Genomic DNA, 15,373 nt, shown 5'->3' on the forward strand with positions numbered 1-15,373 from the left:
TTTAATTCTGTCTTATTCGCTCTGCAAAGACGCTTGATGGTTGAACGTTGTAGTTGCTACCTCTTCTTGATTCTGAGTCGATTCAGTCGGTGATTTATCTGCACTTGCACCGGGTTTACTCGGTCTACCGGGACGCAAGAATCGGTCTTCTAGATTCTTGATGATGACGTAGAGAACGGGGACTAAAAACAAACTCAAGATCGTTGAGAAGGTGTAACCGCCTAAAAGCGCTGTACCGAGTGCCCAGCGGCTCATTGCTCCTGCTCCTGAGGCAACCACCAGGGGATAGAACCCCAGTATCCCTGCCAGTGCCGTCATCAAAATGGGGCGTAACCGCTCTTCAGCCGCCCGAATGGCAGCTTGTGTGATGTTCATGCCGAGTTCACGAGATTGATTGGCGAATTCTACAATCAGAATCGCGTTCTTACTGGCAAGACCAATCAGCATGACCAGCGCCACCTGGGCGTAAATATTGTTATTAATTACTGGCCATACACCACCTGCTTGAAAGACACTAGCCCGAAAAACAATCGCACCGAGCGCACCCAAAATCGCTAGCGGCACCGTCATCAAAATGATCAGGGGATCAATATAGCTTTCGTATTGCGCGGCTAACACCAGGAACACGATGACAAAGGCTAAACCGAAGATAATCGGTGCTGCACCCCCGGAGGATTTTTCTTGAAACGCCGTTCCCGTCCACTCGTACTCAAATCCAGGCTGCAATGCTTGTTTAGCAACCTCCTCCATCGCCGCGATCGCCTGTCCAGTACTATAGCCCGGTGCAGGGGCAACATTAATCTTGATCGCCGGATAAACATTGTAGTGCGTGACGATCGGCGGATAAGATATCTGTTCAGTGCGGACTAACGTACTCATTTGCACAAGATTGCCATTTTGCGATCGCACATACAGCCGACTAATATCTCCTGGGTTGGAGCGGAAGCTTCCTTCGGCTTGAGCATAGACTCGGTAAAGTCGTCCTCCCAACACATACTGGTTGACATAATTTCCACCCAGATACGTCTGCATGGTTCCGAAAATGTCATCAATATTAATGTTTTGGGCTTTAGCTTGGTTGCGATCAATCGACACTTGCATAATTGGGGCGGCGGTTGTGAATTGGGTAAACACACCTGCCACTTCTGGGCGCTGTCGAGCCGCCCCCATGAATTGTTGAGCGCTAGCCACCAGGGCTTCCATCGGTAGGGCGGCTCGATTCTGAATAAAAAGCTCCAAGCCACCAGTGCTGCTCAATCCATCGACTGGCGGTGCGTTGGCAGCAACTAATCGAGCCTCAGCGATCGTAAATAGCTCCTGGTTCACTTTCTTCAAGATGCCGAAGACTGAATGCTCTGCGCCTGCCCGCTCTCCCCAGGGTTTGAGCTTCACAAAAAACAACGCCTTATTGCTAGCGTTTCCTTCAAATCCAAACCCTGCTAAACCCGTGATACCCTCAATATCTGGATGTTTCAGAATCATTTTCTCCACTCGCTGCACGAGCGCATCCGTGTAATTCAGAGAAACACTGGGCGGACCTTCTCCGATGATAAAAAAGTATCCTTGATCTTCTTCGGGAATGAATCCTTGGGGGGTTGTGATGTAAATCCAGCCCGTAGCAACCAATGCAGCAATAAAGACGACCATCACCCCCCATCGCACGCGCACGAGAAATTCCACTGATCGCACATAGCCGCCTTTCATCCAGTCGAAAAATCGGTTAAACCAGCGAAACAAAATGGCGAGCGGCCCATGTGATTGGCGAGGAGGACGCATGAGGATTGCGCCCATACTAGGTGAAAAGCTGATGGCGTTAAAGGTGGAAATGGCGATCGAAAAAGCAATAATCAGCGCAAATTGTTTGTAAACAATGCCCGTTGTCCCTGGGAAGAACGAAACCGGAATAAACACCGCCATCAACACCAGCGAAGTGGCAATGACAGCAGACGTGAGTTCTTCCATTCCATCGAGAGCGGCTTGCATCGGTCGCATTCCCTGGGAGAGCTTTTCGGCAATGGCTTCCACCACGATAATCCCGTCATCCACAACCAGCCCTGTGGCGAGAATCACACCGAACAAGGTCAATTGGTTGAGGGTAAACCCAAAGACAAAGGCGCAGGCCATCGCGCCAATCAAAGACACGGGAATGGCAAGGGCAGGAATGATGGTAGTCCGCCAGTTTTGCAGGAAGATGAAAATGACTAAAAATACTAGCAAAATGGCTTCGATTAAGGTTTTAACCGCTTCATTCAGCGCTGCCGCAATGAACTCTGTATTATCGAGTGAGAGCGTCGCTTTGATACCGGGGGGAAACTTTTTCTCTAACTCGGTTATCCGGCTTCTGACTAACTCTGCGGTATTCCAAGCATTCGTTCCAGGGAGCTGGTAAACCAATAACGTTACAGCCGGATCATTGTTAAACAGAGAAGCCGTGCTGTAGTCCTCTGCACCCACTTCGGCTCGCCCCACATCGCGGATGCGCGTGATCGTGCCATCTTTACCAACCTGCACGACAATATCTTCAGCTTCCTGCGGCGTAGAAAACCGCCCTACCGCCCGCAACGCCATTTCATATTGCTGTGACTCTGGCGTGGGCTGCTGCCCAATGCGTCCAGCCCCCACCTGAATATTTTGCTCAGAGATGGCTTTGATCACATCTTGGGCTGTCACCCCTCTGGCAGCTAAATCATCTGGATTGAGCCAGATCCGCATCGCATATTTTCGTTCCCCAATAATCACGGCATTTCCCACGCCCTGAATCCGTTTCACCTCATCCAGAATGAACTTATCGACATAGTTGCTCAAAAAGACGCTGTCGTAGAAATACTTCCCCTGTTCATCTTTCTTGGAGGCAATGGAATAGGCAAGCGTAATCGTGGGAGATTGTTTCTGGGTTGTTACCCCTGTCTGGTTGACTACGGTCGGCAGGGCAGCTTCAGCCACCGCCACGTTATTCTGAACCAGTACCTGAGCTGTGTTGCGATCGATCTCAACTGGAAATGAAATATTAATGCTGGTTTGTCCATTGTTGGTTGTTTGGGACGACATATAAACAACCTGCTCTGTGCCGTTAATTTGTCGTTCCAAGACCGTCGTGACGTTCTCTTCTGCTGTCTTGGCATCAGTACCCAAATAATTAGCGGTGACAGAAACTTGTTTCAGCGCCAGTTCCGGCAGCTTGTCAAGTGATAACAGCGGCAGACAAATGCCGCCGATCAGCACAATTAGAATTGTGCAAACGGTGGTCAAAACAGGTCGCTTAATAAAGTTGCTGGCAATGCTCATAGTGATGAAGAGATACGGCAAACTCAACGATAAGCGGTTTTAGTTACGGGCTTGTGGACATAGCACGACTGGACGTATTGGCATTATCTGATTGAATTGGCGCACCGTCAACCAGACTTTGAATCCCTGATACAATTAACTGCTCTCCTGACTTGATGCCTGAAATGACTTGATAGCTTTGATCTTGAATCACACCGAGTTTCACGGGGCGTTGCCGTGCCACCTGAACGGTTTTTCCATCTTTGGATTCGCTTTGGGCCACAAACACAAAATCTTGTGCGCCCACTTGAGAAACGGCAGCCGTGGGAATCAATATCCCTGGCTTGGTTGCCCAGAATAATCTGGCTCGAACATACTGTCCATCTCGCAGTCTGCCACTCTGATTGGGAAACCGAGCCTTAGTCAAGATGCCTTGTGCGCTTGTATCGACTTGAGGGGAGATATAATAAATGCTTCCCGTACCTAGAGGTTTGTTCGTTTTAGGATCGACTAGGTTCACGGTCAATCTGGGACGCAGTTGGGCAGCGTAGTTGGACGGCACCGAGATTCGCATATCGAAAGCGTTATTGCTAGTGATGGTGGTAATGGTTTGACCAGTATTCAGATAGTCGCCAACTTTGACCTGAAAGTCGCCCACAATGCCACTGATCGGAGCCAGCACCTTTTTATAATTTAAATTCACGCTGGTGGCCGCTGTCTCAGCTTGAGATTGTTGCACGTTTGCTTGGGCTTGAGCAATAGACGCTCGATCGGCGTTGACCTTCTTTTTAGCCGCATCCAGTTTGGCTTGAGCCGTTTCCAGATTATTCTGGGCAATATCCAGTTGCTCTCGCGCCTGTGCCCCCTCGCTGACCAGTCCCTTTGTTCGGTTAAACTGGATTTGCTGAAGCTTGACATCAGACTGAGCGCTGACCCGATCGGCTTCGGAGGCTTGCAGTTGAGCTTGAGCCGTTACCACAGTTGAGCGCACTGAATTTGTCCTCGATTTAGCACTGGCAACATCGGCTTGCGTTTGATCGAGACTGAGGGCGGCAATCAGAGTTCCCTGCTTGACGCGATCGCCATTAGTAACCAAGATTCTGTCAATGCGACCTTGTATCTGAGGCTGTAGGGTGACTCTCTCGTCAGCTTCTAGCGTTCCGACAAACTCAGAGCTTTCTTTGAGCGTTGCCGTGGCAACTTCTTGCAGTTTAACTGCCGCTGGTGGCGGACCTTTAGCTGTTGCTGCCGGATCTTTTTTTCCACAACTACTCAGCAGGAGGGCAGTGAAGAGTGCTGCACTCAGCAAAGGATGACTGATTCTGATGAATTTAGCTGGCATAGGCTTGATCAACACAGGCAACAGAACTCCAAAATCAACGTATTCGCATCGAACCACTGAGACAGACCACGCTGCAAAGCAGCATGTTTGGAGCTCCCTGCTACATAAAATCTAGACAATGCTAGATATTACTTGACGTTTCAACGGGAGCATGGGAGCGGTTATCCCTTAACATTTAGACACGGTTTAGCCAACCGTGCATATTTTTCGAGAATTTTAGATGCATTTAAATCTCGGTCAGTAGTATGCTGACATCTCTGACAGACATAAACGCGCTCAGATAGACTAATTTCTTGAATGGCTCCACAATTTGAACAAGTTTTACTAGATAAGTAAAATCTATCAACAAATATGACAGTTCCACCATATCTAATGACTTTATATTCTACTTGTCGCTTTCATTCATAAAAATTAGCATCACTGACAGCACCAGCTAACCGATGATTTTTCAACATCCCAGAAGTCTTCAAATCTTCTAAAGCAATTACTGCGTGGTTTTTGCACATAATTAATGTAGTTGCTTTCTGGTTGGCATCTTTACGTATATTAGTAATCCGTCGATGCCGTTTGGATATTCTCAGTTTTCGTTTTTTATAACGATTACTACCTTTAACTTTCCTTGCCATTTGACGCTGTCATTTAGGTAAGGTTTGACTCGCTTTTTTGAAAGCTTTTGGATTGACAAAAAGCCCTCCTGTTGATAATGTTGCTAAAACTTTTATCCCTAAATCAACCCCGACATAATCATGTTTTTTATGAGTGATTTCTGGTTCTATTTCATAAGAGAAAAAAATGTACCAATCTCTCGCTGATTGAGAGATAGTCAGCTTTTTGGTTGTTGTGTGTGGTAAAGATTCAGAAGTTGAAACCCAGCCAATGGTTGGACAATTAATGCGTTTACCACCTGCATTAATTGTCCAACTATCATTTCTGCCTTTAATTTTAAACTTGGGATAATCTGCTCGGTTATCAAAAAAGTTTTTAAAGGCTTTCCCTAAATTATCAAAAGCAAATTCTGTGATTTTTTGACAAATACCTTTTTCTTTAATCCAAGTCAAAAATGGTTTGACTTCATTATTAAAGAACTTTTTCAAAATCAAGTGATTTGGTTGATATCCTGACTGATACAATGCTGTCCATGTTGCCAGTCCCCAGTTGTATGTAAATCTGGATATGCCAGCGTATTTTGACATCATAATTTTTTGTGATGATGTCAATTTTAGCTTGGTTTTGATGGAAGTCATTAACACCAATTTACTCGGAATTAGCAGTAATGTTTCACGTCATCACATAACTTGTCAAAGTAAGTCTAGGAGGTTGATGTAAATTTTCTTAAAATAGGTGGACGGTTTTTTGGTACAGTTTGTCGATCAATGTCAGATTTTGTCACGGAAATAAGTAGGTAGGCACGATAAAACCGACATATGTTTAGTTTTGTAAAAACGGTGAAATAAGGTATTTGTGAGGTATCTACTGAATTTATATTTCGTTACATATTTTGACTAAAAGATGGCTCCAAAGCCGCTATTTCCAGTCGCCAACGAGTTCGACGACAGCGTGTCCGGTGATGCTTTTACCCAGCACTTTGCCAGAAACTGTGCTGACACCCTCATATTTGTGAGCGTTGATTAAAAAGACGACTTCCTGCTCACGCACCTTCGGCTCAACTTCAAGTGTGCGAGATAGGGAATCGTACCGCCGCCGTGGGTGGAAATGAATCCTTTGTCGTCGGTTTTGATCGCTTGGGGCAGCCAGTCGGTTCTCGGAACCGCTCCAATAAAGGTGAAAACGGCATTGACATCGAGCGATCGCCTCTCACCCGTTTTGTGGTTGCTCACCTCGATGGAACGGAGGAGTCATCCCCCTGGAACTGGCTAATTTCGGTGTTACACAGTAATTCAATATTGTCCATCTGCTCGATGCGACGAATTAGATAGCGGGACATACTCTTGGACAGGTCATCGCCCCGTATCAGCAGCCAGACTTGCTCTACGTGTTCAGCCAGAAAGACAGCCGCCTGTCCGGCAGAATTCGCGTCACCAACCACAACACCACCTGCGAACCACTGCACATTTGCGCTTCGGTTGTGGTTGCTGCATAGTAGACGCCTGCATCGTCAAAGCGATCGCGTCCCTCGATGTTCAGCTTGTGGTATTCAACTCCCGTGGCAATCAAAACACATTTCGCTGCAACCTGCTCACCGCTATCCAGATGCAGCACGGCAATGCCATTCTCGAACGCCAGTTTAACAGCCTGGTAGGGTAGTGTAAGTTGCGCCCCAAACTTGTAAAAGAGAACTCTTAGATAGCATCTTCTCTCAACATTTTTATTCAGCTTTTTATTATTTCACTTTGTTTATATTAAGGATATGTCTATTCCCAGTAACCCCAAAAATCTTGATGCGCGACGTTACAACTAAGTTTATTTTGAGAAATCATCTGTTGTTTTTCAAGCAACCAAGTGTTTAACTCATGTTGTAAAGTTGCTTCTTGAATAATTTCTGGAATCGATTGTTCCATAAATCCTAAAATGAACTCAAGAAAGACAGAATCGCTGTTACTGATTTCCCACGGACTTTCTCCTTGTAATACCTTCATGCCAATACCCTTCATTGCTTCCCACATAAAGGAACCGCATTCAGGCCCCATCCCTCTGCCGAAGTATTGATGGCGCTGCATATGCTGATGGTAGTATTTAATAAAGTACGAATCGTTGTCGGAAGGAGGAATAAAATTCATGCCAGTATAGTTAATAGTAGCTAGCATCGGCAATTGGTACTTTTTTAAACATTCGAGTAGTGTCTGAAACTGCTTTTCGCTAAATAAATCGAACACTGCATTGGCGACAGCTAAGTCGAAAGTATTTAAGTCGAGCAGATTCTCCAAATCCAAAATAGAGCCGACAATTCTGTGGATGGTAATTTTATGGACTTGATTTTTCAAGACTAATCCTGAGTTTTGCAATTGTGACTCATATCCATTTTCCTGCGCCCAGAGGATTAGTCTATCAAAGGCGATTTCCAAAAGTTCCTGATTTTGTTCGACTAAAAACCACTCCTGCTCCTGGGAAATTTTATTAAAGTAATAGCGGCAGTTAGCTCCTGTACCCGCTCCCAAATCAAGAATTTTGAGATTCTTGTACCTTTGCAGATATTGTTGGCAGCTTGTCTCCACATTTAAATTACGCGCTTTAGCATCATAAAAAATACGAAGTTCTAGCCATTGAGCTAATTTTTGGTTTTTATTCATTAGTCCTTGTTAAATGCTTGTAAGAAATCCTGATAAGTTTTATCCCAAGAGTTAAAAGATAGGTTAGAGATGTGAGCCAAAGCATTTGTCCGTAATTGAGTCAGTTCATTACGCACTGTAAGCAGCCTTGTGAGTGCTTTGAAAAACTGCTCCTGCTTACCTGGCTCAATTAGTATGCCATTGCCACCATCCTCAATCCAGTCAACAATTGCTCCCGTTGCATAAGCTAATACGGGTAGCCCGTGAACAACTGCTTCAGCGGTAGCCATAGAGTAACTCTCATAGGTAGATGGGGAGAGATAAAGAGCGCATTGGGGGAATAAGTCAAATATAGCCTGTTGCGGAAGGTAGCCATGTAAAATGATACAATATTCCATTTGCGATCGCTTTATTATCGCTAGAATCTCCTCCGTGTAACTGGCGTTTTGTTTGCAGTCACCAATCAAATGCAGCCGAAAATTTTTCGCCTGCATCTGGGCTAACATTTGTACTAAATCGAGTTGTCCTTTGCCTTGAGAAAATGTTCCTACAGTAATCAGATTTATCGGCTCTTTTTCAGAAAGTTTCTTGGGATCAGACAAACGGGACTTTTGAACCTTTTCCATCCCTGGAAATGCTACTGTAATCTTATCTTTTTCTATGCCTTTAATTGAGAGGTAATCTCGCATTTGCAAGCTGGGAACAATAATCCCATTTACAGCTTTTAGCCATAGTTTTTCGCCAATCCAGAGGGCTTCCTTTTGCTGATTTGAGTAGTAGATATTCCTCGACTCAAGATAGTGAAGCATCAGGTAAATCCGCTGGAAATAAAGACTAAATTTCGCAACAGAAGCTTTGAATTCAGGAATTGTCAAATAGAGTCCATCAAGCACAAAGGCGTAGTTCGCAGGCAAGGCATTGAAACGCTCAATCAGCTCGGTAACAGGACTATTTAAGGCGTAAAAAAATCCTTTGCCTCTGGCTTCCTGCTCTAGGCGTTTGATAATTTCTAAATTGTAAATCGAGCCTCCTGATACATGACTCAATTGAGGCTGAATAAAATAGATCGTGCTCGCTTCATACCTGAGCTTCATAGCTTCCCCAAGCGATATGACTTTCCTCCAGGGTGACTTTAAGAACGCCTTTGAAAAAAGAACTGACCTGTTTGCTAATTTGTTGGTGGATATAATAACCCATGTATTCTGTCGTTGTATTTATTCCCTTAAATTGTTCAAGAGTATCTAGATTTTGGTAATTTAACGGTTCTAGAACTTCTTTGAGAATTGCGATCGCCTGACCGATATCAATCACTAAGCCATCTTTATCCAACTGAGCGACTTTGAATTCAGCTGTGATTATATAGGTTGCTCCGTGCAGCTTTTGAGCAGGGCCAAAAATTTCCCCTTGGAAGCTGTGGGCAATCATGATGTGGTCTTTTACTGCAACAGAAAACATGATTTTTAATACTTAATTAACGGCGAAACTGGATGAACTTTACGGTGATATAATGACACAAATAAACTTCCACCCCTTGACCTACGTTTTCAATTATCCTCAGTGCTGTTTATACTCCTGTAATCTTTTCGACGCAAACTGCAAAACTTGGTGGGTGCGTTGCGGTCTTTGCATTCCAGAATCATGTGGCAGTTAGGACAGTTGACAGCAGGATAAGCTGACAGCTGAATGCTTACGGTCAATACATGTCAAACTCACGTTCACTTGAAGATTGTAAACATCTTACGGCTTTTTCGGTTGCATCAGGCATTAATTTTCTAGCAGCTTTATTAAAAACCTGCTCCTCTAATGTGAATGAATTATAGCAATGAATCATTTTAATATCATTCAGTTCAGTCAAGTCAGGAACTATCTGCTCCATTTGCTCCATCTGCTCTATCGGGAATATCTTGGTGAGCCAAGAAACCGGATAATTATAAGCATATGGTAGATGTACAATTTGATTTTTCGTTTCCTGAATTGCTCGGGACAAAGCTAATTGATCCTGCTGCTTAAATCTCCTCCATTCTTTTTGCCAAGTCTCAAATAGAGTTTGAGCATCGGGTGTATTTTTCCAAAGTATCAGACCACTATTAAATTGAATCAAATCAGCAGCACAAGTTTTTAACGTGTAGTCTCTTTCTTCAGAAGAAATATACTCGGAGCAATCAACGCAATCAACCATTTTAGGGACTGGGTCAGGTACCAGAGCAATATTTCCATGATTGAAAAAGCTCCAGATTTCATCAATTGGTTTTATCGGTAAAATATCAGCATCTAAGTATAAAGTTTCATCAAACACTGTAAAAGTATGCAAGCTGGTTTTAATGACTCTTGAAACCATTACATTGTTCAGCCTCTCTTTTTCAGGAATCACAATTGGTTTGAGGGCAATATTAAATTCTGATAACTGCTCTTGAAGCTCTGTACGTTTTATATTTGAAAATATGATGATTGGTAGCTGAGGCGATACCTGACGAAGAGCAAAAGCACTGATGACAGCAGATTCTAAATATGGCCATGCGTCTACAGCAAAATATACTACGCCTTGAGTTGGTTGTTTTGTTTTCATGAATGGGAAGTCAGTTCTAATGAAATCGGTAAAATCTTAGAAATACACTGCTTTTTCCACATAGCTTTTGAGCGGGGCCAAAAATTTCCCTTTAGAAGCTATGAGCAATCATGATATGGTCTTTTACAGCGACAGAAAACATGATTTTTAATACTCAATTAACGGCGAAACTGGATGAACTTGACGCTGATATAACAGTGACATAAATTCAGGCAAGTCTCTAAAAGAAATTACAGGTTCAAGAAGAATATCTACGGCTGCATCTGCAAGCAAGCTCAAAACTCGTTCTTTGCGCTGGTGATAGTCAATCAGCTTTCGCATCGGTTTGGCGATCGCAGAAACTTGAGAAGCGATAATTTGTTTGCGCTGGTAATGAAAAGAACCACCCAATTGCAAGGAAACCGATTGTGTTCCGTACCAACTCAGTTCGATACAGCGACCTTCAAAAGCCAAAGCATTAATCGCACTTTGAAGTCCAGAAGAAGAAGCACTGGTATGGAAAACGATATTGTAATGACCTTCTTTATAGTCGGTTGTTAAACGGGAATTTTGCAACCAGGGTAGTTGTTGTAAGTATTGAATTCGCTGCTTATCTTGTTCTAAAAAGTCTGCCCCAATACCATACTCTTTGCTGAGAACAAAGCTAATGAGAATACCGATAATGCCTGCACCAACAATTAGGATGCGATCGCCCTGACTAACTTCGGCATCCCAGACCGCATTCAAGGCTGTTTCCGTGTTCGGAATTAAAGTCGCCCGTTTGCTAGGTAGCCAATCTGGCAACTCTAAAGCATCAGAATTCTCGACGACGACTCTCGATTGGTGAGGATGCATGACAAAAAATCGTTTTCCCTGATTGCAACCTTCATCAGCTTGACCGACAAGACTATAACCGTACTTTAAAGGCAAGGCAAAACTGCCTTCCATATACCAACAGCGCATCGTTTCCCAGCACTCTTGGGGGACTTTTGCTAAACCTACCAGCCGCTCTGTACCCGGACTAATGCCACTGTAGAGCGTGTCCAAAAACAGAGGATCTTTAAGGGACGGCGTGACTGAGGTTTCTCTAATTTCACCAAGGCTAGGAGAGACTAACCAGTAGGCATAAGCTCGAGAATTTGTAGACATCTTTAAAGCTGTTGTACATTTTAATTGCGTAGTTTTAAACGAGAGCAAAAACGGTTAATCTCTCTCCTCACCTCCTGATCAGCCTTAATACCACTATGCTGTAGTCTCAAAGGTCAGCAGAAAATCCTAGACGTTCATTTTCTTCTACTGTATCCAGTTCCAAATCCTGCAAAGAATAGGCTTTTATTTTATTCAGCAGACTAATGCCTCTCCCCTCTTGAGCCAAATAAATTACCATGAGCAAATATAGATGACAGATTATTTAATTTTTTGAAACACTAAAAACCTATATGATACTAATTCTTTCATTAAACACTTTTGAAGAGCATCGCCGCCGACTAGAGCCTTAATATATGAAGAAAATTGCATAAAATGCTTCAAAATTATAACAGAGAAACTGATTAAAATATCCCGATTCCTTCTTAATTTTAAATTAGGTGTCAAATCAATGTTTTCCATCAATTGATAACCATATTTAGAGGCAATACTTTGGATTTGGCTTACTCTTGTTAAGGAACCTAAAACCCACCCTTTGCAGAAAAGTTCAATCAATTTTTTTTCTGATGAGTTGGTAGGTAAATTTGCGGCACTTTCCGAAATAAAATCGTCACAGACTATCAAAAATCCAGTTTTATTCATGTTTGCGCTTATTTCGCTAAAAAAAGCATCGCTATCAGTAGCATGAACAAATGCTTCAATGGAAAAAGCCAAATCTATCACAGGAAGAGACTTAGGCAATTTTTGAAAATCTCCTTTCACAATCTTGCATTTATTTTCAAGATTTAGTTTTTTTGAAATATCTCTAAATATTTGAAGTTGTGCAGAACTGATAGTTATTCCATAATAACAGGGCTTTGAATAAGCCTGGGCTAGATAAAAAAGACTGCCTCCTACTCCACATCCTAAATCAAGGATAGATTCTAATTTATGTCTCTTGATAATATTCAAGATCAAACTGTTGACAAAGTTAAAGGCATCTTGAGGAGTTGCAACTCCATTGCCCCATACCTCACGATGTATACCGTAAGTTTCATAATGAGGATCATATTTTAGAAAGAGACTTGTGTTGCGGTCATAGTATGTTTCTACTTCATTGTTCATACGCTGAGTAATGCTCTAAAAAACATCAATATTAATTAAGCTAAACGAGAGCACAGACAGTTAATCTCTGTCCTCCCAATCAGCCTCAACGAGCAAATTAAATACGTGACTGCTTATCTTGGAGCAATTCCACTAGAATTTCTCCATCGAGATCGAAGTGCTTCATTTTAAAGCGGAGTCCTTTGTCGATGGAGTCTATAACTGGAAGGGTGAAACTCGACCGTCCAGAACCCAAAATCAAAGGAGAAAAATGGAGATGCAGTAGCTCTATGCAATCAGCTTGCAAGAAATAGGATACGGTTTGTCCTCCACCTTCCAAAAAAATAGTAGAAATGCCATTTTCGTATAAAACCTTTAAAATTTCCGAGGGAGCTAAAACGTGTCTTTCTTGAGAATCTTTTGTTGCAGATATAGGAAGCTCCAAAATTTTTTCTTTAGCTGCTTGTGGTAGTACTCGATGCTGCTTTTCTTCAGGACATAAAACAATCACTTTTTCATGAAGCGCCATCATGTGCAAATCATCAACCCTCAAATCGCTTTGACCTTCTATAATCACAGGAGTTGGATGCTTGCCAGGTACTAAACGAACCGTTAACTTAGGGTTGTCGAGTGTTGCCGTTACTGCTCCTACCATGACGGCATCATGAAGGGCACGCAGACGATGGGCATGTTTCAAGTTAGCCTCGTTACTAAGCCACTGAGAGTTTCCATTGACTGCTGCAATTTTGCCGTCAAGAGATTGTGCCAAGTGAGCCATCAGAAAGGGACGCTTTTCTAGGTAAGCTTCTCTTTGAGCAACTAAGAGCCTTATATATAAGGAAAAAGTTTGCCATCCATTGCTGCTCCACATTCCTTTAAAACATTGGGCATCTTGCACGATATCGCTTTTAAAAGGGGAGCCGCTTTTAAATACGATGGCAGATTGTACTTGAGAAAATAGTTGATTTGCGAAATTCAAATTTTGACAAAAATCATTTGGAAAATCGATAATAATCAAGAAATCACTTTCTGGAATATGGGGTATCTTTTCGTTAAAAAGTTTTTGGAAACTCCACGGACTTTTTTCATTCCCAAAAAAAGCCCAATATTCATTAAGTTGGGGAGTTTCATTTCTCATTACCTCCTTGCATTCTAGCAATGCTGACCAAATATCTTCTAAATATTCATCAATTTTCAATGCATTTATTGCTAGAGATTGTCGGTGTTTTACTTCTAAAAGATGCCCCAGCTTCTTTGCCTTAGTCGTCAAATAATTTAAATTGTAGTCATTGGGTTCAATTGCTAAGGGAATCCGTTCTACTACCTCAATACCGTAGTTTTGTAAACGAGCAATTTTGCGAGGATTATTAGTAATCAAGCGAATTTGATTCACCCCTAAATCCTTAAGTATTTGCGCCGCCATGCTGTAATCACGGAGGTCAGCAGAGAATCCTAGACGTTCATTTGCTTCGACTGTATCCAGTCCCAAATCTTGCAAAGAATAGGCTTTCACCTTATTCAACAGACCAATACCTCTTCCCTCTTGCGCCAAATAAATTATCACCCCTTGACCTGCGTTATCAATCATCCTCAGTGCTGTTTGCAACTGCGTTCCACAATCACAACGCAGAGAACCCAAGGCATCCCCCGTTAGGCATTCTGAGTGTATTCTCACCATTACCGAATTGTCGAACTTTGTCGGTTCACCCTTGACGATCGCAACGTTTTCCGAGTTGTCCAGAATATTACGATAGCCATAAATTTTGAACTGACCAAATTCGCTGGGTAATTTGGCGATCGCTACAGTTTCTGCAAATGCACTTTCGGTAATTGATTTTAGGTCACTCATAATTTATGACAATATTTTGGTGTTTAGATTAACTAGCTGGAGCGCTACATTGCATTGAGCAGCACATCAACTTCTTAATTTACCATTCCACTCATTTCTGACAACACAACCCCCTCTTTTGCATCCTCACTACTGGCAATTTTGTTGGCAATTACTAGATCAAAATACGCAATTCAAGTCACTGCTGAGAAGAGTAGAATAGAACCCCAATACTAAATTAGAAGCATTACGGGTAAGAAGATGTTTTAAAAGAATCTTTTGTTCTCATTGTTAACACTGCATAGGATCTTAGCACATGGCTAAAATAGTGATTTTTTGTCGGAGTTAACCCAGTCAGAACGTAAAAGTTATACCTTTTTTGACTTTTAAAACATCCTCTAAATGACAGAACACCTGCTTGCCATAATTCCTGACAAGCGATCCGCCTAGCTTGGTCTATTTTCTTTGCCCCAAAAGCTTCGGCTACCAGATATCCTCCTGCTGTGAGAATACCATATTCCATAGATAAGCAAAAAGATTAATAAGATTTTTTTTAATGACAAAAAATTGTGTATTATCTCATGATTTGTGTATAAATCATCAAATTTTATCTGTCATATTTATTAATATGACAGGTTGTCATATGTGCACAATATGGGAATATGATGTCACTTGTTAGATAAATGAGAGAGACACAGTAGGGTATCTAACCATAACTTAATAATGCTTGAATAGTGAACTCACGCGATGTGCAACTTATTCTTAAAACCCCGCTTCCATTTCTCTTCCCCACTGCTGAGAGGCTTTGATTATTGCTCCCCAACGCTACAAGGGTTGGGGTTGGGGGTTAGGTTTGAGAGAAAGTTGCACACGGCGTGAACTCCTCATTTTGATAACAATCTTATTTGAAGAACGCAGAACTTAAAATATCCCTACGG

At 42.5% G+C, this 15,373-nt stretch carries 15 protein-coding genes and 3 pseudogenes; 2 read left to right on the forward strand and 16 right to left on the reverse strand.

Translation table 11 applies throughout. From position 1 onward, the window contains the following. Positions 1–12: 12 nt before the first annotated feature. The 5 genes and pseudogenes from V7L29_RS25940 to V7L29_RS25960 all read right to left on the reverse strand — a co-directional run bounded on the left by V7L29_RS25940 (position 13) and on the right by V7L29_RS25960 (position 5,850). Entirely contained in the window at positions 13–3,285 is a 3,273-nt protein-coding gene (locus V7L29_RS25940; RefSeq protein ID WP_334737239.1) for an efflux RND transporter permease subunit, read from the reverse strand. 43 nt (positions 3,286–3,328) lie between these two features. Further along, positions 3,329–4,606, reverse strand: coding sequence for an efflux RND transporter periplasmic adaptor subunit (locus tag V7L29_RS25945; RefSeq protein ID WP_334737240.1), 1,278 nt, complete (start codon positions 4,604–4,606; stop codon positions 3,329–3,331). Positions 4,607–4,767: 161 nt separating this feature from the next. Continuing rightward, positions 4,768–4,989, reverse strand: a pseudogene (locus V7L29_RS25950) (zinc ribbon domain-containing protein); the annotation flags it as partial. A gap of 15 nt (positions 4,990–5,004) precedes the next feature. After that, entirely contained in the window at positions 5,005–5,232 is a 228-nt protein-coding gene (locus V7L29_RS25955) for a transposase (protein WP_334737241.1), read from the reverse strand. A gap of 9 nt (positions 5,233–5,241) precedes the next feature. Next, a complete protein-coding gene (locus V7L29_RS25960) occupies positions 5,242–5,850 on the reverse strand; it encodes an RNA-guided endonuclease InsQ/TnpB family protein (protein WP_334737242.1) in 609 nt (202 codons plus the stop codon). A 459-nt stretch (positions 5,851–6,309) separates the two neighbouring features. Here V7L29_RS25960 and V7L29_RS25965 point away from each other — a divergent pair, with 459 nt between their 5' ends. Then, positions 6,310–6,543, forward strand: coding sequence for a hypothetical protein (locus V7L29_RS25965; protein ID WP_334737243.1), 234 nt, complete (start codon positions 6,310–6,312; stop codon positions 6,541–6,543). On the opposite strand, the gene V7L29_RS35650 is transcribed toward V7L29_RS25965, so the two are convergent. Beyond that, positions 6,441–6,653 carry an NAD-binding protein gene (locus tag V7L29_RS35650; protein ID WP_442944264.1) on the reverse strand — a complete coding sequence of 71 codons (213 nt, stop codon included), beginning with the start codon at positions 6,651–6,653 and terminating at the stop codon, positions 6,441–6,443. The two genes, V7L29_RS25965 and V7L29_RS35650, sit on opposite strands and share 103 nt — an antisense overlap. On the opposite strand from V7L29_RS35650, the gene V7L29_RS25970 reads away from it, so the two are divergent. Continuing rightward, entirely contained in the window at positions 6,556–6,855 is a 300-nt protein-coding gene (locus tag V7L29_RS25970; protein WP_334737244.1) for a hypothetical protein, read from the forward strand. The two genes, V7L29_RS35650 and V7L29_RS25970, sit on opposite strands and share 98 nt — an antisense overlap. A 123-nt stretch (positions 6,856–6,978) precedes the next feature. Here the strand turns inward: V7L29_RS25970 and V7L29_RS25975 are convergent, their stop codons facing one another. The 10 genes and pseudogenes from V7L29_RS25975 to V7L29_RS26020 form a co-directional block, all read right to left on the reverse strand. Further along, positions 6,979–7,854 (reverse strand): hypothetical protein, encoded by an 876-nt coding sequence (locus V7L29_RS25975; protein WP_334737245.1) that lies wholly within the window; start codon positions 7,852–7,854, stop codon positions 6,979–6,981. Continuing rightward, entirely contained in the window at positions 7,854–8,879 is a 1,026-nt protein-coding gene (locus tag V7L29_RS25980; RefSeq protein ID WP_334737246.1) for a glycosyltransferase family 4 protein, read from the reverse strand. The genes V7L29_RS25975 and V7L29_RS25980 overlap by 1 nt, the downstream gene beginning before the upstream one ends. 31 nt (positions 8,880–8,910) lie before the next feature. Next, complete coding sequence (locus V7L29_RS25985) at positions 8,911–9,288, reverse strand: 6-pyruvoyl trahydropterin synthase family protein (protein ID WP_334694151.1); 378 nt, start codon at positions 9,286–9,288, stop codon at positions 8,911–8,913. Positions 9,289–9,526: 238 nt separating this feature from the next. Continuing rightward, complete coding sequence (locus V7L29_RS25990) at positions 9,527–10,399, reverse strand: hypothetical protein (RefSeq protein ID WP_334737247.1); 873 nt, start codon at positions 10,397–10,399, stop codon at positions 9,527–9,529. Positions 10,400–10,546: 147 nt separating this feature from the next. Continuing rightward, on the reverse strand, positions 10,547–11,527 hold the full coding sequence (locus V7L29_RS25995) for a zinc-dependent alcohol dehydrogenase (protein WP_334737248.1): 981 nt from the start codon (positions 11,525–11,527) through the stop codon (positions 10,547–10,549). Positions 11,528–11,636: 109 nt separating this feature from the next. After that, a pseudogene (locus V7L29_RS26000) lies at positions 11,637–11,765 on the reverse strand (hypothetical protein); the annotation flags it as partial. 20 nt (positions 11,766–11,785) lie between these two features. Further along, positions 11,786–12,628: a methyltransferase domain-containing protein gene (locus tag V7L29_RS26005; protein ID WP_334737249.1), complete on the reverse strand. Its 843-nt coding sequence runs from the start codon at positions 12,626–12,628 to the stop codon at positions 11,786–11,788. Between the two features lie 97 nt (positions 12,629–12,725). Next, complete coding sequence (locus V7L29_RS26010; RefSeq protein WP_334737265.1) at positions 12,726–13,745, reverse strand: RibD family protein; 1,020 nt, start codon at positions 13,743–13,745, stop codon at positions 12,726–12,728. A 95-nt stretch (positions 13,746–13,840) separates the two neighbouring features. Then, positions 13,841–14,405, reverse strand: a pseudogene (gene ribA, locus V7L29_RS26015) (GTP cyclohydrolase II); the annotation flags it as partial. 277 nt (positions 14,406–14,682) lie between these two features. Then, positions 14,683–14,958 carry a hypothetical protein gene (locus V7L29_RS26020; RefSeq protein WP_334737250.1) on the reverse strand — a complete coding sequence of 92 codons (276 nt, stop codon included), beginning with the start codon at positions 14,956–14,958 and terminating at the stop codon, positions 14,683–14,685. Positions 14,959–15,373 lie beyond the last annotated feature (415 nt).

The organism is Nostoc sp. (assembly GCF_036916575.1).
Lineage (GTDB): Bacteria > Cyanobacteriota > Cyanobacteriia > Cyanobacteriales > Nostocaceae > Nostoc.